Below are 22215 nucleotides of genomic sequence, written 5' to 3' on the forward strand. Positions count from 1 at the left end.
TGGCGCTACCAGCCTTCCGCTCAGCGAAACCATCACCGATGGCGCTAACAATACCCCGCTTACCACGACTTACACTTACGACAATGCAGGCCGCATGTTGTCGATGGATGGACCGCTCGCTGGCAGCGATGATGCGACCTACTACAAATATGATGTCGTTGGGCGCCGCATCTGGGAAATCGGTGCCAAGGGTCAGGCGGGCTATCGTCAGGCAACCAAAACAACCTATCGCGATGCCGATGATCAGCCAACTAAGGTCGAAATTGGACGGGTCAACGATGCAGCAGGCAATGGCTGGACACGCTTCAGCTACACGTTGCACTATTACGATAACAATCGTCGCAAGACCTTTGATCGAGTGAATGATCATGGGCATACGACCTATGCCGTCACGCAATACAGTCACGATGCCCGAGGACGTTTGGATTGTACCGCCGTGCGTATGCGTCCAGTGGTGAACTCATCGCTACCCTCAAGCGCATGTACACTCGATCCAGGCACACCAGCTGATCAAACGGACCGGATCACCAAAAACATCTACGACACTGAAAGCCGGGTTACCAAGATCCAGCAGGGTGTTGGGACGTCGTTGCAGCGCGACTATGCGACATACACCTATACGACCAATGGTTTGCAGCGTAGCATGACCGATGCGCGGGGTTACAAGGCGCAATGGGTCTATGACGGCTTTGATCGGATGCGCCGCTGGTATTTCCCATCCAAAACAACGCCAGGCATCATCAACACATCGGACTATGAGCAATATAGCCACGACGCCAATGGCAACCGTACCGCGCTGCGCAAGCGCGATGGCAGCACCATCACGTATACGTATGACAACCTCAATCGAGTGACGCGCAAGACTGTGCCTGAGCGTGCCGGGCTTGATCCGCTGCATACACGCGACGTGTTCTACCAATACGACATTCGTGGGCTTCAAACGCGAGCACGGTTTAACTCGCTGTCAGGGCTAGGGCCGGTGTTTTATTACGATCGATATGGCCGGATGACGAGCGTCTATGACACGACCAGTACGCCGCGAAGCCAATGGTACTATTATGACAAAGCGGGCAATCGCACGCGCATCAAGTACCCGGATAACCAGTATTTTGATTATGTCTATCGCGCGGACAATTCGCTCTATGACGTCAAGCTCTCGAGCGGTTCCATATTTGCGCGTTACATCCGCAATGACCGCAATGAGATGACCCGGCTCCAACAGGCGGGATACCAAGACTTCACCTATGATCCCATTGGCAGGCTCTCTCAGCTAAAGCTCGACATGAGCGGCACTTGGCGCGATGTGACATGGGATTTTACTCGCAACCCGGCTTCGCAGATCGCTAGTGAGAGCCAGACCAATGATGCATATACCTGGGCAGGCCCCACCGGCACGACCACGAATTACACGACGAATGGTCTTAACCAGTATACCGGCGCTGGCGGCAACAACTTCACTTATGATGCCAATGGCAACCTAACATCCGATGGAACCAACACATACCTTTATGACCTTGAGAACCGCTTGGTCCGGGTTATCGGCAGTGGTTACACAACACATCTCTACTACGACCCGTTGGGCCGCCTTTATCGGAAAACCTCCAACAAACCCGGTACTACGAATACCGACTTCGTTTATGATGGGGACGCCCTGATAGCAGAATACAATACGTCAGGTACGATGTTGCGTCGCTATGTGCATGGGCCAAACCCTGGTGCAGATGATCCGATCGCTTGGTTTGAGGGCTCTGCAGTCGACCAAGCCAGTTCTCGGTTCCCCAAGGTTGACGCGCGCGGTTCAGTCGTCGGATGGGCCAATTGGTGGAGCAACTCGCTCGGGGTAAACACCTATGATCCCTATGGCGTGCCCGCCGCGACCAATACCGGGCGGTTTCAGTATACCGGGCAGGTCTGGCTGCCAGAGATCGGTCTCTATTACTACAAGGCTCGCATCTACTCACCCACCCTCGGCAGGTTCCTCCAAACCGATCCCATCGGATATGAGGACAACGTCAACCTCTATGCATACGTCGGCAATGATCCGATTAATGGAACGGATTTCACAGGCCTTCAGAGAGATGAACAGGACAAGCTTGATGTCGATATTGGCGTCGATGCGGGTGAAGATGGCATAACACTGACGACAAGCGCCTCTATTGGCGGCAATAAGGTGGATACTAAGACAACAGTCTCATACAGAGGCGACATCTCTGCGAAATCGGATGCTCAAATTGGCGATTTGAAAGTAAATGCAGAGGGAAGTATTGATCTTGACAACGAGATGGACGCCAGAGCCGATGGAACGGTAAGTTCAGAAGGTGGAGAGGTAGATGTTGCATTGGGCAAGGCCGAAGCTAAGGTGGAGGCGACCGGTGTCGATGACCAAGCGAGAAGATTCTATCGAGCTGCACAGACTGCAGCTGACGAAACCGGCATAACCGGAGCAATAACTGCTGCTGCCGCTGGTGCAGAGTTCGTTGTCAAAAAGTTCAAGAGCTATTTTGGCAATAAGAAGAAATGACTCTATACGGGCAAGCGGACACCACACCTCAAAGCAACTAAGATTTTTAATTATGCCGTTTATACGCGACTTATCGTCTCTGAAAAATTTGATGATTGCCTATCTTCATAGGCGATCTGGACGCATTGACCGTGCTAGAAAGCGGGTAGGCAGAGTTCTTTCAAGCAATCCAGATTCGTTTGATTTCATATTGGCATATGATGGTTTCTTATTGATCCAAGAGGACCAAGTTCCCAAGGCGTTGGAGAAATTCCGCCAATGCCGGGAAAGGTTCGAAGGCAGTTCGGAAGACGATCACCGTTACATTGTAGCGTATTGTGACTACTTCTTAAACGCAGATAAACCAGACTACGACTGGCGGAAGCTCTTACGTAGAGTATCCAATCTAAAACCGAATTCACTGACCAAGTCATTTCTCATATTTCCGACCGAACAGCAAGTATCAGCCTCTTTGGCTAACTGATCGCTACCATGATGCCTGGTAGAAATACATTCGTATTTCGGCTTCAGCAAAAGATCGGCGAGAGCTTGGCAAAGGAATGGGAAACTGAGAAATCTGGAGTTAAGAAGTTCTGGGGACGGTATGTTTAACCTGGGAGTTATGGAGACCGCATACATAATTCTAGCACCGTTACATTCACGGCCCCAATCCCGGTGCAGATGATCCTATCGCGTGGTTCGAGGGCTCTACAGTCGACCAAGCCAGTTCTCGGTTCCCCAAGGTTGACGCGCGCGGTTCTGTGGTCGGATGGGCCAATTGGTGGAGCAACTCGCTCGGGGTAAACACCTATGATCCCTATGGCGTACCCGCCGCGACCAATATGGGGCGGTTCCAATATACCGGGCAGGTCTGGCTCGATGAGATCGGCCTCTATTACTACAAGGCTCGCATCTACTCACCCACCCTCGGCAGGTTCCTCCAAACCGATCCCATCGGATATGAGGACAACGTCAACCTCTATGCATACGTCGGCAATGACCCGATAAACAGCGTCGACCCAACGGGGTTGGCGGCAGCAGATGACCAGATCAGACGCGGCTTTAGTCTTGTTAATCGCAAAGAGTATGGCGGTAGCGGCAACGACTTCAACGGCTCTGCACCCGGGAAGGGCACGGATTTCAGGGGAACGGCGAATAATTCGGGCAACCAGCGAAGATCAACGCGGCCCGGCGTGAGTGCTGCGCGTCCTGCAGGTCAGGCACCTAGGCTGCCTGCGGGTGGGATTAGAGCAAACGATACAGCTGGAGGGCATGTTGCGCGTGTGCATGTTGGCAAGAGTCGGAATTTCTTGAGGAACAGACTCCGCCAGGATCCCAATAAGACGGTGGTCTCAACATTTGCCAACGCACCTCTAGCTAATGCAGCTGCGCGTGAGGCAGTGCGATCCAATGCGAAATTGATCAATGGCTTTTTGAATAACGGCGGGATTGGGCAGCTAAGGATTGAATTCTCATCACCAGTTTCGCTAGGAACGGTCCTGCGCAGAGATGGGACCTCATATCAGAGCAGAGACGCAGTGTTCTTTATTAGGGCAAACAAAAACCCATTCAATAATTATGATGTATACGTAAATACGGGGTTCTTAGAGTGATGCAGCGTTATAAATCCGAGTTCGAGGATTTCATGAAGAATTATTGGCATCAAATGGCCGATGAGATTTACGATTCGTTTGATGATGCCATTATCCAGTTTGGGCAAGACCAAGGTGACCAGAGAAAGGATGGGCTGGTCCGCGAGATTGAAGAAATGCTAGCTAAGGGAAGTTTTCCCGATCAAGAAGGTGTGACCGCAGCATATAACGACCCTTTTTGGACCAAATTCGACAACATCGTTACAAGAGACATGCTGAGAAGTTCTAAGCTCATAGCAACGCTATGACAGTGCGCTGTACTTTGAGGTCCTAGCGGACCGAACCACTACAAAGTTGGTACTCCCGACAAGGTTTGATGAGCAGCAGGGGAGAGGCACGAAATGCAGCTAGCTCACTCAGGCGGATCAAGTCGCCGTCTCAGCAGACTAGGTTGCGGCGTTGATGAATTTCTGGTCTCCACAACGCTTTCTCTATGTCCGAGTTTGGGTCTATTCTGTTGAAGAAGTCGCATCTGGCGCGGGTTGAGTTGCGCTGCGGATAGCGGACGAGCGGAGGCTGCGCTTCCCTCAGGCGGGTGCGAGGCCCGGCATTGGTTGCATCTTGGCCAGTTTGCGCAGGTTTTGTAGTTCCGGGGACGGTATCCATAACTCCTGTACTGCTATATCCACAGCTCTTAATCCTGGAACGGATGATCCCGTCGCTTGGTTTGAAGGCTCTGCCGTTGGCAGCTCCAATGCACGCTTTAGCAAGGTTGATGCACGCGGCTCGGTCGTCGGATGGGCCAATTGGTGGAGCAACTCGCTCGGGGTAAACACCTATGACCCCTACGGCGTGCCCGCCGCGACCAATACGGGGCGGTTCCAGTATACCGGACAGGTCTGGCTGCCAGAGATCGGCCTCTATTACCACAAGGCCCGCATCTACTCACCCACTCTGGGGCGTTTCCTTCAAACCGATCCCATCGGATATGAGGACAACGTCAACCTCTATGCATATGTCGGCAATGATCCCATAAACAGCGTTGATCCTACGGGGCTTTGTGACACAGGCTCCAACATTGATGGTCGCGGTGGCGGTACCAGCACGTGTAAGACGCTGGAAGGTTTTGAGACTGACGATACATATGGTACTGGCAATGGTACAAAGCTCATTCAATCTCAGCGCATTAGCCAGACAAATGATAAAGGGGAGGCAAATTCTGATTTGTTCGAAGAGACGCTAGCCAGTTTTGAAACTCAAGCTAGGCAAGGAACCGTCGACTCAGGCTACACTCGTGAATTTGGTGTGACCGCTGCCTTGGATTCCAAAATAAGTGAGTGGGTTGTCAGTTTGTTTCAGGGGCCGAGAGGAAACAATCCTCTGCAAATGGGGATTGGTGAAGGTCAGCGTTTGGCATACGCATCACACACCCACACTGGGCTTGGGACGACAGGTGCCCTTCAAGCGCTCAGAAACGATCACACGACTTTGTGTTACGGGAGAAGACATGTCACCACAGGCCCCTCTCCGGGTGATAAGGGGTTTGCTTCGCAGGTAAGAGAACATCATCCAGGCGCGAGGATGGGGGTTTGGTATCAAGAACATGGCTTCCTTTCGCCTTCACGGTGGAAGTATAGATCATTCTAAGTAACGCTAGGATTGAGAAAATGGCGACAAAATTCAACGCTGCCTATGTTTTCGCAATGGTGATCGCTTTACTGCATCTCGCGAGCGCATTTGTGGCGTATCAAATGGGAAGTGAAAATGTGATTTCAGGGGGATGGTCATTGGCCCTGTATGGATTGTGCATTGCCATGATTGTCGGCATATTTGCGCCGGAAAAATGGAGAGCACTGCTTTTGCTAACGTTCTCAGTAATCTTGTTTTCTTATGTCGCGTCGGCAATTTTCGTAGCCTTCTTTGAGGAGTTTTCCGATAGAATTGAAGATTACGTGAGCTTCTTAGTAGTATTTTTGATATTACTCCTAGCGTCTATGTTTGGATTGTACTCCTCAATTGTGAAAATACGGTCTACTTTCAAATAGATGCCGGGGAGTTCCGGGAGTTCCGGGAGTTCCGGGAGTTCCGGGAGTTCCGGGAGTTCGCGGAGTTCGCGGAGTTCGGGGGACGGTATACATAACTCCTGCGCCGCTTTGTCCATGGGCCTAACCCTGGTGCAGATGATCCTATCGCGTGGTTCGAGGGATCTGCAGTCGACCAAGCCAGTGGTCGGTTCCCCAAAGTTGATGCGCGCGGTTCAGTCGTCGGATGGGCCAATTGGTGGAGCAACTCGCTCGGGGTAAACACCTACGATCCCTATGGCGTGCCCGCCGCGACCAATATGGGGCGGTTCCAGTATACCGGACAGGTCTGGCTGCCAGAGATCGGCCTCTATTACTACAAGGCCCGCATCTACTCACCCACTCTGGGGCGTTTCCTTCAAACCGATCCAATTGGCTACGCGGATAACGTCAACCTCTATGCATATGTCGGCAATGATCCCATAAACAGCGTTGATCCTACGGGTCTGGCAGCAGCAGACGACCAGATCAGACGCGGCTTTAGCCTTGTTAACCGCAAAGAGTATGGCGGCAGCGGCAACGACTTCAACGGCTCTGCACCTGGGAAGGGCACGGACCATAGGCAGGCGACGAACGGCACAGCAAACCAAATCCGGCCACGGTCAGGCATTAGAGGGCGCAACTTACCTGCGGGGCGTGGGGGTGTAAGGGCGCGTGTATCATATGATCTTACCACCCATGAGAACGGTGCGCACAATGGCCACACGATCGCTCGCCACGTCGGACGTACTAGAGATCAATTGAGAGGACGAGCCATACGTGAAGGGCGAGATAAGGTATCGACATTTGACAATTTGAATGCTGCTAATGGAGCACTGAGATTGGCTATCGAAAGCAATAGCAAACAGATAAATCGTCAGATCATGACTGGTTCAAACTTAATGGTGGTTCGGGCACAGTCATTGATTCCAATCGGAACCGTGTACAATGCCAGAGCTGGGCAATGGACAAGATCTTCAAACATCAAGTTTGTTCTTCGATATAATCAGAACCAAGGCACGTTATCAGCAATAACCGGATACTTAGAATGAGTGCTTACCCAACGTTTGAGAAATTTATGGATGCAATCTGGAATGAGGATGGCTTGTATGCCTACCAATGCCTGCTGTTTGCGATCTTCACATTCGACGAGATCGAAGGCAGAAATCAAACAAAGAAATTGATCCTAGAAATTGCTAGCTTGGATAGCCAAGCAGGGTTTGAAGGTGAGTTTCCTCAACCTCCAGCTTACGAGAAACTATTGAACAGGACGTTTTCCTCGCGCATCTCTACTGAAGAAGCGAAAGCTATCCTGAAGCTTAGCGGGTCCCTGCTGCAACGCAAATAGGTTCAATGGCATTGGCAACTAATCTGATTTGTCGCAGCATGATGTCGTGCATAGTGGCGTTGTGTTTGACATCGTGTGAAATTGGCGAGCTAGAAAAGGATTCGACTGAATATCTAGATAATAACTGCTGGTTCGAGGGGGACACTCTTCATGCCACCGTGCTGGTTTATGCGCTATCCGACAATGAGGTTGTTTTCGATTTCGTTTCCGAGGTTTGTGACCCTTCAGAATACGATCTTGGTCAACCGCGAACCTTCCTCCTGAGTTATTCAAGTTCCGCCGGGCAATCTCTTGCAGAGGCGCTTGACATTAAATCGGAGATTTTGGCAAATCAGGTCAGCCCTCTCCCATCGATCGAACATGCAGAGCGTGCTGTGACAATAACAGCAGTCGCCAGATTTTCGCGTTTGGGCGAAACGCTCGCCAAGATTGATCACATTGAGGCAATCGCTATTGTTGAGGAAGTTCAAGTCGATCGCGCATTAGAACGCCAGTTGAGTTTCGGTCAAAACTAGAATCTTGGACTAAGTTTCGAGTTGGCTAGCGCACTGCCACATTCATGTCTTTAAACCAGACGTGGAATTCCCAGCTCATCGTTTTTTAGGGCTCTGCGGTCGGCAGCTCATATGCTCAAAGCCTAACAGTGGGCTGCGGAACGCGGAACTGTTCTCTTAAAAGCAGCAATCCAAGATCTTATCTGATACTGCAATGCAGCGAGTGTCTTGAGTGCGCCTAATTGACGTCCACAATGGAGTCGTAGGCGGAAAGTCGGCTCTTAGCTCATCCGAAGGCGAAAGCTGACTTTCCGTTCGCGACCCAATTGCGGACATCGCAAATGCCTTCAGAAAAGTAGCTGGGCTTGGATCTGGCTCATCGACTCACCACAGAATGGCGTAGAGCCCGACCAAGATCGCGATTGTGACGGCTGCCAGTGCGTTGAACAAAGTCGTGGTCGCGAAAGCGATATCGCCGAGATTCACCGTCTGCTGTTCGTCCGGCTCCGCGGTCATCCGCGAGACTACAGCTGCCGCGATCAGGCTGACCATGAACACGATCCAGATGCGGATTACGAACGGCACATCACCTGCCAGTTGCGAAAGCGCGAAGTTGAGTATGAGCGAGCCGATGAGCGCGGTGAAAGCACCAACTGCATTGCTCCGCTTATCGAAGAAGCCAAGCAAGAAGACGACCACAATTCCCGGCGCAATATAGCCAGTGTATTCCTGCACCGTTTGAAAGCCGCTCTCAAACCCGCCGATAAATGGCCGCGCCAGCACGAGTGCGATCGCCATTGCGCTGAAGGCAGTTATACGTCCGACCATCACATAATGCTGTTCGCTCTCTTCGGGGCGTGCATTGCGATAAAGGTCCATTGTGAAGATGGTCGAGATCGAGTTCATCATAGAAGCCAGCGAACTTACGATTGCGGCAATGAGCGCTGCGAACACGAGGCCGCGCAGGCCAGCAGGCGCAAAGCCCATCAGCTCTCCATATGTGCGGTCAGACTTCTCAGCCAAGGCCGCGCCGTCAACCAGCCCCTGCTGCGCAAGGATCACTGCTGCAATGCCCGGAATGACAACAATGAAGGGCACGAGCAGCTTGAGCAGAGCGGCAAATGCGAGACCCTTCTGCGCTTCGCCCAGATTCTCTGCGCCGAGCGCACGCTGAATGATGTACTGATTGAAGCCCCAATAGCTGAAGTGCAGCACCCATAGCCCACCCAGCAGCGTCCAGATTCCCGGAAGGTCAGAATAGGCAGGGTGCTCCGGCTCTAGAATCATCTCAAAGTGTCCCGGCATCTCTTTCATCAGATAGCCAAGGCCGCCCATCGCTCCCTCTGCGGGCAGCGCATCCAGGGCGAACCATGTGATAGCGAGGCCGCCCAAGATAAGAATCACGACTTGGATAATGTCCGTGAGTGCGACCGCCTTGAGCCCGCCATAAAGCGAATAGAGCGCGGCAAATGCTGCCAGCGCCATCATGGAGCTCATCACGCCCCAGCCGGTCAGTGTGTCGACGGCGAGCCCGCCGAGCCACAGAACTGCGGTCAGGTTAACCGCAGTGTAGAGCGCCACCCAGAACACGCTCATCATGTTTTTGACGCCGGTGCCATATCGCTGCTCAAAGAATTGCGGCATGGTGTAGATGCGCCGCTTCAGGAAGATCGGCAGGAAATACTTCGCCACGATCAGCAAAACGATGGCCGCCTGCCATTCATAAGCCGCGATTGCGATGCCCACGGCGAAACCCTGGCCAGATTGGCCGATGATCTGCTCTGCCGAGATATTGGAGGCGATCAAGGACGCCCCAATGGCCCACCATGGCAAGGCGCGCCCGGCGAGGAAGTAGTCCTCAGTGTCCTTCTTGTGCCCCGCTGGCTCGCGCGACACTGCTAAAGCTATTCCAAGCAAGGCCACCGCATAGGCAGCAATGATCACGATATCGATCGTTTCAAGCGTCACGTATCTCTCTCCCCAAGCGCAGGCTTTTACCCTGCGTCTTTGATTGCCTCATTTGCTCAGCGATCTTTGTCGCCTAGCTGCGCCAGCTGACGCGCTGGTTGTTCCTATCCCACCACTGCGCGGCATCGCTCTAGAACGAGCACCGAGTCCCTTCAGGCATCTCCTGCCTGGCGATCTTCGCAATGCTGATCTGCATGGGCGCCTCACTGGCAATTGTCAGCGTGCTGCCGGGCGAGGCGAGACACGCTTGAGTCAGCACCATCTCGCGCCAGCCTTTGCCCGCTGCGATGGTCAGTCCTTCTGTGATGTCCGCCGTTGGCCCAGTGCCGCTCGCGGCAATGACGCTGCCTGCTGGAGCCTCAACGATATTGTATGTGATCAAGAACGCACCCTCGCCAGAGCCCGAAAACGTCAGTCCGCTACCAGGCCCAAAAGTGATCTCGCGCGCATCTGTTCCCCGTCAGCACCTATGGCACAGATTAGCGGTTGAAGTTTAGGAGAGTTTTGGTTCTCGTCGTAGTGACGAAGGAACGAAGATGAGAACCAAAAAGTCGAAGTCGAAGCAACCTGCGGAGCAGGTTGTGAAGGACATCCGCCGTCGGACGCGGCGGCACTTCTCAGCCGAAGACAAGATCAGGATCGTATTGGAAGGTCTGCGCGGCGATGATAGCATTGCTGAGCTGTGCCGCCGTGAAGGGATCGCGCAAAGCCTGTATTACACCTGGTCGAAGGAATTCATGGAAGCGGGTAAACGCCGTCTTGCTGGCGATACAGCCCGTGCTGCGACCACGGATGAGGTGAAGGATCTGCGTAATGAGGCGCGTGATCTGAAGGAGTGTGTTGCTGATCTGACCCTGGAGAACCGGTTGCTCAAAAAAAGCATGACCGGGCTTGGGGGAGACGACGCATGAGATACCCTGCATCTGAGAAGCTGGAGATCATCAAGCTGGTCGAGCAGTCACATCTGCCTGCCAAGCGCACGCTGGATCAGCTCGGCGTGGCGCGGCGGACCTTCTACCGCTGGTATGACCGCTACCTAGAAGGCGGGCCTGAGGCGCTCAAGGATCGTCCCTCAACGCCAAGCAGGGTATGGAACCGCATTGCGCCCGAAGTGCAGGACCAGATCGTTGATATGGCGCTGGAGCATAGCGAGCTCAGTCCGCGTGAACTTGCGGTGCGCTTCACTGATGAGAAGCGCTACTTCGTCTCTGAAGCGACCGTTTACCGACTTCTGAGGGCTCATGATCTGATCACCAGTCCTGCTTACACGGTGATCAAGGCGGCAGACCAGTTCCACACGCAAACCATGCGACCGAACGAGATGTGGCAGACGGACTTCACCTACTTCAAGATCATCGGGTGGGGCTGGATGTACCTCTCCACCGTGCTCGATGATTACTCGCGCTACATCATCAGCTGGAAGCTGTGCACCACCATGCGAGCCGAAGACGTCACTGAGACCCTCGATATGGCTCTTACTGCTTCAGACTGTAGCCATGCCAATGTGCTGCATAAGCCGCGCCTGCTATCGGACAACGGTCCCTGTTACATCGCTGGAGAGCTGGCTGATTACATCAGCGCCAAGAAGATGGATCACGTGCGAAGCGCGCCCTTCCATCCGCAGACCCAAGGCAAGATCGAGCGCTGGCATCAGACGCTCAAGAACCGTGTTCTGCTGGAGAACTACTTCCTGCCAGGCGATCTAGAAAACCAAATCAAAGCGTTCGTCGAGCATTACAACCATCAGCGCTATCACGAGAGCCTCGACAACGTCACACCTGCCGACGTCTACTTCGGTAGAGCCGCAGCCATCATCAAGCGAAGAGAAAGGATCAAACAAAAGACGCTAAAACATCGCCGCTTGCTTCACCGCAAGCTAGCCGCCTAAACTGAAACCAACAGACGAGGCCAGTCCTCCAAACGATCAACTCTCAGTCTGTGCCAAATGTCATGACGACGGACAGTCCTAATCGGCTTCGCCGAGCGCGCCCGGTCACTAAGGCCTGTCGTACAAGAAGCCTTGAGATTTGCATTTGATCGACAGGCATTGCGGCTCGTCGAGAATGGGTGCGTGGACTTGGGCGAAACGCCACTGAAAGTGACGAAAGGGTTCATAGATGGGCTTACAACCGACGCAAGCGAATGCGTGCTATCCGCAAGGATGCTTGGTCGTTGGTTCGCAAAGGCGGGTACTACCTCAACAATTCTGACGGCTTGGGGAGTGAAGCCATGAGTATGAACATCGGGTCGATCATTCTTTACTCGCATACCGGAGAGCAACGTGAAGTCTGTTTTCGCAGAACAGGGCTCAATGTCATCACTGGCGAGTCAGGAACCGGCAAGTCGGCGATTATAGATATTATCGATTATTGCCTCGGCAGTAGGAATTGTCACGTAGCGGAAGGTGTCATTCGCAGAGGTGTTTCTTGGTTCGCAATCCAAATTCTCAATGGTGAAGACGAAATATTCGTTGCGCGTAAGAACCCTGGCCCCGGAACTGACACAGGTGGCGAGATCTATGTTCGACGCGGCCATTTCGACGCATACCCCGGCCTTGAAACCCTTTCTCGCAACATGGTCAGAGAAGAATTGGTGTCCCTGCTCTCACGTTTTGTCGGCATCTCAGAGAACGAACATCGCCCAATAACGGGCACTCGACAGCCCCTGCGAGCAACGATCCGGCATGCTCTTTTTCTTTGTTTCCAAGAACAAGATGAAATCGACAGTCGCGAACGGCTATTTCATCGCCAAGGCGACCAACACATCCCTATGGCGATCAAAGACACGTTCCCATATTTTGCGGGCGCAGTCGATGAGCAACACTTCTTGCGACAGCATGAGCTCGATACTGCACGAGACGAATTGCGAGAACTCGAACAAACTGTCCGGCGTCAAGATGAGCAGGCTACGGTTGGATTGGGTCGGGTAAGACGCCTCGTCACGGACGGCAAACGCGTCGGTATCATCGCTCAAGACTTTGAACCCGTTGAAACGGAGCTCGCCGTCAGACAACTTGAGCAGGCCGCAGCTGTGGAACTTGGAAGTCAACGTGTGCTTCCTGATTTCGGTGACTCAATCAATCGCGTGCGGGGCGAACAAGCGACCTTACGAGCCAGTCTGGAGCGCTTAAACGAAGAGCTTCGAGCCTCACGTTTAGTGCTTACTGAGCAAAGCGCCTATTCGAAAGAAACCAATGAGCAAAGAGCAAGGCTCAGCTCTCTTGGCCTATTCAAATCTGATGCCGACGGCCACGACTGTCCATTGTGCGCGACTGAATTGCCGGTTCCGACTCCGAGCGCGGAAAATGTAAACAGCGCACTCAAAGCTGTTTCTGAGCAACTAGCAGCGGTTGAAGTCGAACAGCCTCATCTTCAACGTCATATCGAGGAAATAGAGAAGAAGCGAAGCGAGTTAGAACGCAGTCTCATCGAAGCTCAGAATGAGATGACCCGTCTGATTGCCGATGACGCTAGGGCCAAAGCGCAACAAGACACACTGGTTGAGCAAGCTCGCGTAGTGGGTCGCATTGGCGCTTTTCTGGATGGCCTCAAGCCAACGGAAGGTGAGGCTGATCTAGGGCCGATGATCGAAGCTGCGCAGCGAAAGGTGGAGACGCTAGAAAAAGCAGTGAATGCGGATGATGTGGCGCAACGATTAGACACCTACTTAAACCTGATAAGTAAACAGATGTCGCGCTTTGCTGAATCGCTCGACCTGGAACACAGCGGCAGCGAACTTCGTCTCGACTTAAAGAAACTCACCGTAGTTGCAGATACGATAGATGGACCAGTTCCGCTCAACAGAATGGGGAGCGGAGAGAATTGGGTTGGCTATCACGTGCTGACTTACCTAGCGCTGCACTGGTGGTTTAGGAAGCGCAGCAGACCAGTACCGGCGCTTCTGATTTTCGATCAACCTTCGCAAGCTCACTATCCTGCTGATCGCGATCAAGAAGGCAGTCTCGATCCGCTGGAAGACAAAGATCGTCATGCAGTTCAAGCGTTGTTCCAACTCATGTATCAGGCCTGCGAGACCATTGATGGCTTACAGCTCATTGTTCTTGATCACGCCCACCTAGCGGAGGACTGGTTCGAAAAGTCGATTGTTGAAGAGTGGCGTCGGGATCGGTACCTCGTTCCACCTGAATGGGGCGCGAGTGTTTAACGAAGTCTGGAAGCCAAGAGTTCATGTTACGAGCCCTTCGCAAGCCACAGCCTAGGGGTAATGCGCAGTACCGTTAGCACGAGAACCGTCACGCCGAGCGGGATGTGAACCCTCAAAAACGCCGCTTTAGCGGGCACCACCTGCGTTGAAGCCAGAACCGATCAGCGCAATGATGGGGATTGCGGTGAGCCAGTGAATGGTGACGGCCACATTGCCGTGCTTTTTGAAGGCATTGTTCAGTTCCTGAATTTGATCAAATCGGGCTCATTGACCCGCGAGAGACTCGCTGTCTCTTTAGGCAACGCAGTGTCCCGCGACTGCGAGCTTCTTGAAAAGATACGGCGATACGGTGGCGCTGTCGGGGTAGCGGGCAATGCGAGCCTGAAACTCAGGGTTCGTGAAGGCAGTTCGGAAGCTCTCTACACTCTCCCACACCGCATAGTTTAGGAAGGTAGGGCTGCCAGCGATTGCTTGATGCAACTGAGTGGAGATGTAGCCTGGCTGCGCTTTCATGAACTCAGCATCGTGTGTCCATGCCGCGACCAACGCGTCTTCGTCAGCCGGATCGATGGTGAAGACGTTGATCAAGACAACAGACCCATCCTCATTGGTCTGAAGCTGGTCCATCAGGCTTACTGCGTCGTTTAGTTCCTTTAGATTTGGCATCTGAGATTCCTTAGGCTGTCTGTTCAAGAATTGGCTGCTTCGGACCGCTCTCGAACGGTCTGGAGCAGGCTGAGCGCAGTTCTGATGTCTTTCATGGAGAGCCCATCGGCTAGCGCATTGACCCATTCGGCCTGCGCTTTATTGACCTCGGCGATCACCTTTTCACCATCGTCGCTAATTGCGAAAAGTGGCGCTCTCTTGTGATCAATATTAGGTCTGCTTTCGACGAGGCCGACCATTTCGAGATCGTTTATGATCCGCTGAACGCCTTGGCGTGCAAGGCCCATCCGCCGCGCAATTTGTGGGACTGTGAGCGCTTGCCCTTCTTCGTCGATTGCGCCGATCACCTGCCAGCGAGCGCTGGTGAGGCCATATGGCTTGGTGAGCGTGTTGCCGGCGCTGAGCATTTGGCCGTTAATCCGGAATATCTCCAGAATCAGAGCCGTAAGTGCTTCACCGTTCTCATCTCGAATCGCCATGAGCAATGAATAGTCATAATGACAACATATTGTCAAAAGACGCGATCTGAGGAGTTAATATTTTTGACGAAGCTTACCAGCTCACATCGTTCAACTCAGGTGAGGCAATGCTGTCAGGTCAGCAATTGGGTCGTTTGCTGACTGTCTGCATTGAGCAGAAATCAGTTATGAAGCAGATGAGAGCCCTGCCTGAGAAAGCGGATGGGCAATTTTTGAGAGCTGATCGCGCCTGAACTCCAATGATCCACCGTCGCCGTATTCTGGCCGTGAGTTTGCATGGCCCATGAGGGTCATCCGCAGATCGCGGTCGATCCCTGCCTCCAGCATACGTTTCTCGAAGGAGTGCCGAAACGAATAGATTTTGTGCTCAGGCGTAGGGAACAAGCATCGCGACTTGAACGCCTTCATCAGAGTTGCGGATAATAGGTTCGGTTTGTCGCGATAACGCAGGAAGCCATTCGGGGCTTGGCGCATGGCTTCAAGTGACACCCCTACCAAAGGAATATCTCGAATAGATGCCCGTGTCTTGATCTCGCGGTGAGGCTTTGGCTGAATACGAATATGGGGAACGGCATGGTCTAGAACGATGTCCTCAGTTTCAAGGTTCGCTATCTCACTCGGACGGCACCCTGTTTCGATCAGTGCCAAAACAATAAATCGCGCTTGCTCGTTCATTGTTGCGAGCGCATCGGGAGCAAGAATGCGCGAGCGCACCCAATCATTTTCAAAGGGCGGGACTTCACCCTTTCCTTTATCTTTGAAAGCAAGATTGCGGAACGGATTGGGACGATCCTCTTCGCCAATGAACGCAGTGTACGCCGAGTAGAGTTTTCTCACGCATCCGATATCGCGGTTAGCAGTATTGGCTTTAAGCGCAGGCTTGCCAGTTCTGGGCTCAATGCGCTCGCGCCACCAGTTGTAGAAGGCTTGTGCATCCTGCCGCGTGATTGAAAGGATGGGTTTGTCGCCGATCAAATCAATCAGATAATGAACGCCGCGCTTTTGCGTCTTGATCCAGCTTTTGCGCTGAACGTCAGACTTTCCAATCAACTCATCTGCGGCGATCTGCTCGCAGTAGATATCGAACGCTTCGGAGATGTTCACTGGTGGCGGTGTCGCGCCACCGAGCAGTGCCTCCGCTTCCACCTCTTGGCGCTTAGACTTGCCGCCTGCACTCTTCATATCGACGAGGTGGATACGCTCGATCAGTTCTTCGATTGCCGCTGTCTTGGCGAGCTCTTCGGCTGGCACGTAGCTAAAGCCGCGTGCGACCGCGCGGTTGCTCGCAGCGGAATAGCGACGCTGCGCGATTGCGCGCTGAGCCTGGATCGAATTGCATGAAGCGTCAGCATCATCGCATCCGCAAAGCGATGCCCAATAAAGGTCGTCTGCCGTCACCATTGCATCGCGCCGTTCTTTGGCGGTCTCAAAGGATGTTGTTTTCAAGGAAACACGAATGCGTCCGCGATCATCGAACCGGGCATACCGTGCGGGCACACGGCGATTGTAGTGCCAGTGCCCTGCCCTAAATTCGAGATGACGCGATTCTTGTCCCATGAGCTCCAACGAGGTGTTTGGTCCACAAAATGGTACACATTTTGGTACACAAATTCCTCGCGAGCCTAGGCAAAGCTCCGCCCAAGGGCAAACAAGCCCCTGTGAAATAACAGCTATCTTGGGAAGTCAATGGAGCGGGCGAGGCGATTCGAACGCCCGACCCCAACCTTGGCAAGGTTGTGCTCTACCCCTGAGCTACGCCCGCTCACTGACGCTCGCAATGATCGACCGCTTCGGCCCTGATCACTGGGGAGGCGGCGCGATTAGCAGCGGTCTCACCCCTGTGCAAGCCAAAATCGCGCAAGTCCAAATCGCCATCTAATTTTGGCCATGCACCTGCCCTTCACATTCTTGGCGAGACGTCCCACATGGGGGATCAAACAGATTCGATTACGAAAGGATACGCCGTGGCGAGCATGGGCCTCAATATTGAAGAGCAAAAGGCAGTCGATCGGTTTCGCACTGATGTCGTTGAACCATCGATGTCGAAGCTCGTCATTCTGGATTTCTGGGCTGAATGGTGCGGGCCATGCAAAGCGCTGACCCCGGTTCTGGAAAAGGTATCGGTACGAATATGCTGACAAGGGCGTCGTTTTGGCCAAGGTCAATGTTGACGAAGAGCAATTCATCGCCAGCCAGTTTCAGGTCAAATCCATCCCCACAGTATACGCGATGTTTCAGGGACAGCCCGTCGCCGATCTGACCAATGCGCGCAGCGAAGGTCAGCTAAAACAGATGCTCGACCAGCTTTTGGAAAAACTGCCAATCGGCGAAGGCGCAGCAGATGGCGCAGACCCGCAAGGGCCAACGCCAGAGCAAATCGAACAAATGGTCGCGATGGGTGAGCAGGCGTTAACCGATGGCGATGCCGAACAAGCGATGGCGGCTTTCGCACAGATCGCACAGTTTGATCCAAGTAACGCGGCCGCCATAGGCGGCATGATCCGCGCACAGATCGCTGCAGGGCAGGTCGACGAAGCGAAGCAGATGATGTCAGCCGTCGAAACCGGCCCGGAATTGGCGGAAATTCTCAATGATCCGGCAATCGTGGCCGCCAAGAGTGCGCTCGAGCTAGCCGATACCAGGGTTGATGATAGCGAGCTCGCCAGCCGGCGCAATGCAGCAAAGGCTGATCCTGAAAACATGGAGGCGCGTCTTACCTTTGCCGAGGCAGCCTATGCCGCAGGCCAGCGTGATGAGGCCGCCGACGAACTGCTTGGCATGATCGAAGCAGACAATGAATGGAATGACGGCGCAGCGCGTGCCAAGCTGCTCCAGATATTTGAAGCGGTCGGGCTGGAAGATGAGTGGGTGGTTGCCACCCGTCGCCGTTTGTCTCGGATCCTGTTCGGCTGATAATCGTTCATAGATCATGCGGCTTTCCATATTCCCCCTGCCCGGCGCGATCCTGTTTCCCGGATTGCAATTGCCGCTGCACATCTTTGAGCCGCGGTACCGCGCGATGACCACTGACGCGCTCGCCCGCGATCGCAGGATTGCCATGATCCAGCCGCAAAGGGGCGGAGACGATGCGCCTTTGTATGAAGTAGGCTGCATCGGGCGCATTGAAGATGTTGAGGCGTTGGAAGACGAGCCGCTTTAACCTGATCCTGAGTGGCGAGAAGCGATTCCGTATGATCCGCGAGCTGGATGCAGGCACAGCATTTCGCCAGATCGAAGCGGAAGAGATTGAGGAAAAAGAAGCTCAGGTGCTTGCCTCGGTTGAGCGCGCAGCGTTTGAGATGGAGGCGCGCCGGTTCGCTGATATTCAGGGCTACAGCGTCGATTGGGATTCGGTCGAACGGCTCGATGATCACTCGCTGATCAATGGCGTGTCGCAGATTGCACCGTTTGATGTCGCATCAAAACAGGCGCTGCTTGAGGCCGACACTATCTCGGACCGCTGCGATATGCTGATCCAGCTTATGCAGTTCTTCTCGCTGCGTGATGGCGGCGATGACAAGGTGACGTTGCAGTAGCCAATTACCGGAGTTTCTTGCCGGGCTCGGGCTCCAGCATCCCAAGCAAGGTCGTCATGACTGTGAACCCATTGCGCTCAGCGGTTTTTCGATTGTAGTTTTCGGTCTGCACCACCAGCACGGCATCATAGGATGGCACCAAGGCGACGATATTGCCGCCATTGCCCTTCATCATCAGTGCGGCGACGTATCCTTCATTTGTGCGCAAGGCCGTCAACCACCAGAGGTTCGCATAATAGACGTACTCGCCAAGTTGGTGACGGGGCTTCAGCATGTATTGCAACCAGTCCTGCGACACGATGCGTTGTCCATCCCGCACACCATCGCTCATCACCATGCGACCAATTTTTAACAGCGCATCGTCCGAAATGGTCAACTGCCCACCCGACTGAACTTCACCAGAACGGGAACGTCGCCATTCTACGCCGTCGATACCGAGCGGATCGAACAAACGGCGCTGAACGTAGGCATCGAACCTTTCACCAGTAACGGCCTCGACCACCTGCCCGAGCAGGAACACACCCGCCGTGCAGTATGAAAACGGCCCATCGCCATCGGCCTCACGGGAGAATTCGCGCGCTGACAATCCAAGCGCAAATTCGCGCCAAACGCGCTTGCGGTACATCTTCTCTTCCTGTCCGGGAGAGCGTTTCTCCCAGTCATTGCAATCGAGCGCGGAGGACATGCCCAACAAATCAGCAACAGTGATGTCGTCGTATGGCGCGCCGCGTTCTGACCCCAGCAAGGGCCAGACTTTTGCATCCACGCCAAACAATGCGCCATCATCAATGGCCATACCCACAGCAATCGCTGTGATGGACTTGCCCGCTGACTTTATATCGACGGGGTCGCCCATATCACCTTTACCAAAGCGTTTGCGATATACGATCTCTCCGCCTTGCTCGGTCGCTGCCGCGCGGATCTTCCCAAGCTCGCCAGCCTCAATGGCAGCCTCCAGCTCTGTGATCGTCCAATCGGGAATTGCCTTTGCGGAAAGCTTCGCTGGCACCACAAGCGCCAATACCAAGCCCCACAGGCACATCTGTGCCAATCGTCCGATCCGATCCATGCCGGTGAGCATTACGTCCGGTTCATGAACGCTGCCAGAATTCAAGGGACAGAACTCTAAATCCCGAAACTACCCTTGAGGCCATCGATCACATATTGGGCCGCCAGTGCCGCGAGCAGCACGCCGAGCAGGCGCGTGACAACTGCTTCGAATGCATCACCAAACAAACGCATAAGAGGCCCGGCCGCAATCAGCGCCGCCATTGTTATCAGCAACACGATACCCAGTGCGCCCAGCACGACCAGCGACTGATCCAGCCCATCGGCCTCGTTCATCAGCAGCATGATCGCCGCAATCGCGCCCGGCCCGGCAAGCATCGGCATGGCCATCGGGAAAACCGAGACGTCTTCCACTTCGCGAGCGCTCACTTTTTCGGCGCGTTCCTCGCGGCGTTGTGTGCGCTTTTCAAACACCATTTCAAACGCAATCCAGAACAGCATCAGCCCGCCCGCAATTCTGAAACTGTCGAGATCGATGTGCAACGCGCCGAGCAGACTCTCTCCAAATAGCGCGAAGATGAGCAGAATTATCGCCGCGATAAAGCATGCGCGGATCGCCATATTGCGCGCCTGCGCTGCGGTCGCGGCCTTCGTCAGGCCTGCATAGATTGGTGCGCAGCCCGGTGGGTCAATAACCACAAAAAACGTGATAAAGGCGGAAATGAAAAGCTCGTGCATGATACGATACTCAGCCCTCTGGCGGTGAGGTCAGCGCCTCTTCCAGTGGGGTTTGCCATTTGCCGCCGGAATAGAAATCGACCGCAAAATACTTGATCCCATCAGGGCGGTGTTCCCAGCGCCAGCGTAGCGTTCCATCGCGCGACAGGATCGCACCTTGTGGATGCTCGCTCGCCAATGACAACGCTGGCGGCGGCGGGACTTCGCGACCGCGCGTACAGTCGGCAACCAGCCCCTTGATCGTGTCCAACGCGGTCACAACGATGGCGCCTTCGGGCAGCTCTTCCTCGATACGCGGCGCGGGCTGCGGGTCATCGCGCCCGGCAACATCATATTGCCAGCGATACTCGCCATCCGTCTGGCGCTTCCACACGGTCACGTAATTGCCAACCTTCTGCTCTGCGTCCATGAAGCGGCCCTGGCTTACGGCAAGCTCACCATCACAGCTCATCACCACGGTTCGCGTTGCCCAAGCCGACGATTGCGCAGGATCGGACAGCGCGCTCATCACCCGAACCGCATCGGTCGGGCCATTGCGCGTATGCCACAGGGCACCAGCCGCAGCATAGTCCACACCAGCTGTCCATTGCCCATCCTCTTGCGCAGCGCGGGCATAGGCGATTTCGGTTGCAACGATCTTGCTTGGCTGAGCCGCACCGGGTGCCGTCGCGACAGCGCGTTCCCAGCGCTCAACCACTTTGCGCGACGGGCCGCCACTGGCACATCCAGCGAGCAGGCTAGCAAGAACGACAGCGGCAACAGTTCTCATAGGCTTTCTGGTACCTCTAATCCGGCATTGCGATGCGCCGCGACCAGCGTATTGCGTAGCAGCACGGCGATCGTCATGGGCCCGACGCCGCCGGGAACAGGGGTTATAGCGCCTACTCTTTCGCTAGCCTGAGCATAATCGACGTCGCCCACCAGGCGCCCCTTTTCCGCACCCGGCTCAGGTGGCAGACGGTTGATGCCGACGTCGATAACCGTCGCGCCTTCTTTCAGCCAATCCGCCTTGATCATTTCGGCCCGGCCCACGGCAGCAACCACGATGTCGGCGCGGCGCACGACATCGGGAAGATCCTTCGTGCGGCTATGGGCGATAGTGACCGTCGCATTGGCATCGAGCAGCAATTGCGCCATCGGTTTGCCCACCAGAATGGACCGGCCAATCACCACTGCATTCATACCCGTCAAATCACCCAGATGATCCTTGAGCAGCATCAGGCTGCCCAACGGTGTGCAGGGCACCAACCCATCCAGGCCCAAGGCCAACCGCCCTGTGCTGACGGGGGTCAGCCCGTCGACATCTTTCTCTGGAAGAATGCGATCAACGACCCGTTGCTCATCAAGGTGATCGGGCAGCGGTAGCTGGACCAGAATGCCATCAACCGCATCGTCCGCATTAAGCTTTGCGATCAGCGCCAGCAGTTCGGCTTCGCTGGTATCGGCAGCCAGGCGGTGTTCAAAACTTGCCATATTGGCCGCCACGGTCGCCTTGCCCTTGCTGCGCACATAGACCTGGCTTGCCGGGTCTTCTCCGACCAGCACTACGGCTAGACCAGCCTTGCGCCCCGCCGCCTGTTCGAAGTCGCCTGCCAGAGCGCCGACCCGCTCGCGCAAAGTCGCTGCAAACGCCTTACCGTCAATCCGAATTGCCGCCATGTG

20 protein-coding genes, 1 tRNA gene and 2 pseudogenes are annotated in these 22215 nt (G+C 54.4%); 12 read left to right on the plus strand and 11 right to left on the minus strand.

Annotated features, from left to right (window positions below; translation table 11 throughout):
- Positions 1–94: 94 nt before the first annotated feature.
- The 4 genes from ACZ1GM_RS00005 (at position 95) to ACZ1GM_RS00020 (ending at position 5739) form a co-directional block, all read left to right on the plus strand.
- Positions 95–2521 carry an RHS repeat-associated core domain-containing protein gene (locus tag ACZ1GM_RS00005; protein WP_472677188.1) on the plus strand — a complete coding sequence of 809 codons (2427 nt, stop codon included), beginning with the start codon at positions 95–97 and terminating at the stop codon, positions 2519–2521.
- A gap of 740 nt (positions 2522–3261) precedes the next feature.
- Positions 3262–4113 (plus strand): RHS repeat-associated core domain-containing protein, encoded by an 852-nt coding sequence (locus ACZ1GM_RS00010; protein WP_472677189.1) that lies wholly within the window; start codon positions 3262–3264, stop codon positions 4111–4113.
- Positions 4113–4400 (plus strand): hypothetical protein, encoded by a 288-nt coding sequence (locus tag ACZ1GM_RS00015; protein WP_472677190.1) that lies wholly within the window; start codon positions 4113–4115, stop codon positions 4398–4400. The genes ACZ1GM_RS00010 and ACZ1GM_RS00015 overlap by 1 nt, the downstream gene beginning before the upstream one ends.
- 313 nt (positions 4401–4713) lie before the next feature.
- The gene (locus ACZ1GM_RS00020; protein ID WP_472677191.1) at positions 4714–5739 is read left to right on the plus strand and encodes an RHS repeat-associated core domain-containing protein; all 1026 of its coding nucleotides are present in this window, start codon (positions 4714–4716) and stop codon (positions 5737–5739) included.
- Positions 5740–6040: 301 nt separating this feature from the next.
- On the opposite strand, the gene ACZ1GM_RS00025 is transcribed toward ACZ1GM_RS00020, so the two are convergent.
- Complete coding sequence (locus ACZ1GM_RS00025; RefSeq protein ID WP_472677192.1) at positions 6041–6253, minus strand: hypothetical protein; 213 nt, start codon at positions 6251–6253, stop codon at positions 6041–6043.
- A gap of 27 nt (positions 6254–6280) precedes the next feature.
- Between ACZ1GM_RS00025 and ACZ1GM_RS00030 the strand changes: the two genes are divergently transcribed.
- The 3 genes from ACZ1GM_RS00030 to ACZ1GM_RS00040 are packed head-to-tail and all read left to right on the plus strand — an operon-like array spanning position 6281 to position 8015.
- Positions 6281–7204: an RHS repeat-associated core domain-containing protein gene (locus ACZ1GM_RS00030; protein WP_472678592.1), complete on the plus strand. Its 924-nt coding sequence runs from the start codon at positions 6281–6283 to the stop codon at positions 7202–7204.
- Positions 7201–7500, plus strand: coding sequence for a hypothetical protein (locus ACZ1GM_RS00035; RefSeq protein WP_472677193.1), 300 nt, complete (start codon positions 7201–7203; stop codon positions 7498–7500). The genes ACZ1GM_RS00030 and ACZ1GM_RS00035 overlap by 4 nt, the downstream gene beginning before the upstream one ends.
- 5 nt (positions 7501–7505) lie before the next feature.
- Positions 7506–8015 carry a hypothetical protein gene (locus ACZ1GM_RS00040; protein ID WP_472677194.1) on the plus strand — a complete coding sequence of 170 codons (510 nt, stop codon included), beginning with the start codon at positions 7506–7508 and terminating at the stop codon, positions 8013–8015.
- A gap of 363 nt (positions 8016–8378) precedes the next feature.
- Here the strand turns inward: ACZ1GM_RS00040 and ACZ1GM_RS00045 are convergent, their stop codons facing one another.
- The gene (locus ACZ1GM_RS00045) at positions 8379–9962 is read right to left on the minus strand and encodes a sodium:solute symporter family transporter (RefSeq protein WP_472677195.1); all 1584 of its coding nucleotides are present in this window, start codon (positions 9960–9962) and stop codon (positions 8379–8381) included.
- Positions 9963–10092: 130 nt separating this feature from the next.
- Positions 10093–10344: a hypothetical protein gene (locus ACZ1GM_RS00050; protein ID WP_472677196.1), complete on the minus strand. Its 252-nt coding sequence runs from the start codon at positions 10342–10344 to the stop codon at positions 10093–10095.
- A 154-nt stretch (positions 10345–10498) separates the two neighbouring features.
- Between ACZ1GM_RS00050 and ACZ1GM_RS00055 the strand changes: the two genes are divergently transcribed.
- The 3 genes from ACZ1GM_RS00055 (at position 10499) to ACZ1GM_RS00065 (ending at position 14126) form a co-directional block, all read left to right on the plus strand.
- A protein-coding gene (locus ACZ1GM_RS00055) for an IS3 family transposase (RefSeq protein ID WP_472676197.1) occupies positions 10499–11850 on the plus strand; the annotation gives its coding sequence in 2 pieces (ribosomal slippage) (positions 10499–10835 and positions 10835–11850; 1353 coding nt in all).
- 81 nt (positions 11851–11931) lie between these two features.
- On the plus strand, positions 11932–12195 hold the full coding sequence (locus ACZ1GM_RS00060; RefSeq protein WP_472678593.1) for a three component ABC system middle component: 264 nt from the start codon (positions 11932–11934) through the stop codon (positions 12193–12195).
- On the plus strand, positions 12105–14126 hold the full coding sequence (locus ACZ1GM_RS00065) for a DUF3732 domain-containing protein (protein ID WP_472677197.1): 2022 nt from the start codon (positions 12105–12107) through the stop codon (positions 14124–14126). Before ACZ1GM_RS00060 ends, ACZ1GM_RS00065 begins: the two co-directional genes overlap by 91 nt.
- A gap of 294 nt (positions 14127–14420) precedes the next feature.
- Here the strand turns inward: ACZ1GM_RS00065 and ACZ1GM_RS00070 are convergent, their stop codons facing one another.
- From ACZ1GM_RS00070 to ACZ1GM_RS00085, 4 genes are all read right to left on the minus strand, one after another.
- Entirely contained in the window at positions 14421–14792 is a 372-nt protein-coding gene (locus ACZ1GM_RS00070) for an antibiotic biosynthesis monooxygenase family protein (RefSeq protein WP_472677198.1), read from the minus strand.
- Positions 14793–14815: 23 nt separating this feature from the next.
- Positions 14816–15271, minus strand: coding sequence for a MarR family winged helix-turn-helix transcriptional regulator (locus ACZ1GM_RS00075; RefSeq protein ID WP_472677199.1), 456 nt, complete (start codon positions 15269–15271; stop codon positions 14816–14818).
- A gap of 165 nt (positions 15272–15436) precedes the next feature.
- A complete protein-coding gene (locus ACZ1GM_RS00080) occupies positions 15437–16828 on the minus strand; it encodes a tyrosine-type recombinase/integrase (RefSeq protein WP_472677200.1) in 1392 nt (463 codons plus the stop codon).
- Positions 16829–16958: 130 nt separating this feature from the next.
- Positions 16959–17033: transfer RNA gene (locus ACZ1GM_RS00085), tRNA-Gly, on the minus strand.
- Between the two features lie 211 nt (positions 17034–17244).
- Between ACZ1GM_RS00085 and ACZ1GM_RS00090 the strand changes: the two are divergent.
- Both ACZ1GM_RS00090 and ACZ1GM_RS00095 read left to right on the plus strand, forming a co-directional pair.
- Positions 17245–18184: pseudogene (locus ACZ1GM_RS00090) on the plus strand (tetratricopeptide repeat protein).
- 16 nt (positions 18185–18200) lie between these two features.
- Positions 18201–18807, plus strand: a pseudogene (locus tag ACZ1GM_RS00095) (LON peptidase substrate-binding domain-containing protein).
- Between the two features lie 4 nt (positions 18808–18811).
- On the opposite strand, the gene ACZ1GM_RS00100 reads toward ACZ1GM_RS00095, so the two are convergent.
- Genes ACZ1GM_RS00100 through folD form a run of 4 tightly spaced genes read right to left on the minus strand, consistent with a single transcriptional unit; the run spans position 18812 to position 22212 of the window.
- Complete coding sequence (locus ACZ1GM_RS00100; RefSeq protein ID WP_472677201.1) at positions 18812–19921, minus strand: serine hydrolase domain-containing protein; 1110 nt, start codon at positions 19919–19921, stop codon at positions 18812–18814.
- Positions 19922–19932: 11 nt separating this feature from the next.
- Positions 19933–20553: a MarC family protein gene (locus ACZ1GM_RS00105; protein ID WP_472677202.1), complete on the minus strand. Its 621-nt coding sequence runs from the start codon at positions 20551–20553 to the stop codon at positions 19933–19935.
- Positions 20554–20563: 10 nt separating this feature from the next.
- Complete coding sequence (locus ACZ1GM_RS00110) at positions 20564–21322, minus strand: hypothetical protein (RefSeq protein ID WP_472677203.1); 759 nt, start codon at positions 21320–21322, stop codon at positions 20564–20566.
- Positions 21319–22212, minus strand: coding sequence for a bifunctional methylenetetrahydrofolate dehydrogenase/methenyltetrahydrofolate cyclohydrolase FolD (gene folD, locus ACZ1GM_RS00115; protein WP_472677204.1), 894 nt, complete (start codon positions 22210–22212; stop codon positions 21319–21321). The genes ACZ1GM_RS00110 and folD overlap by 4 nt, the downstream gene beginning before the upstream one ends.
- Between the last annotated feature and the right edge of the window lie 3 nt (positions 22213–22215).

The organism is Qipengyuania sp. JB2-7 (genome assembly GCF_055693485.1).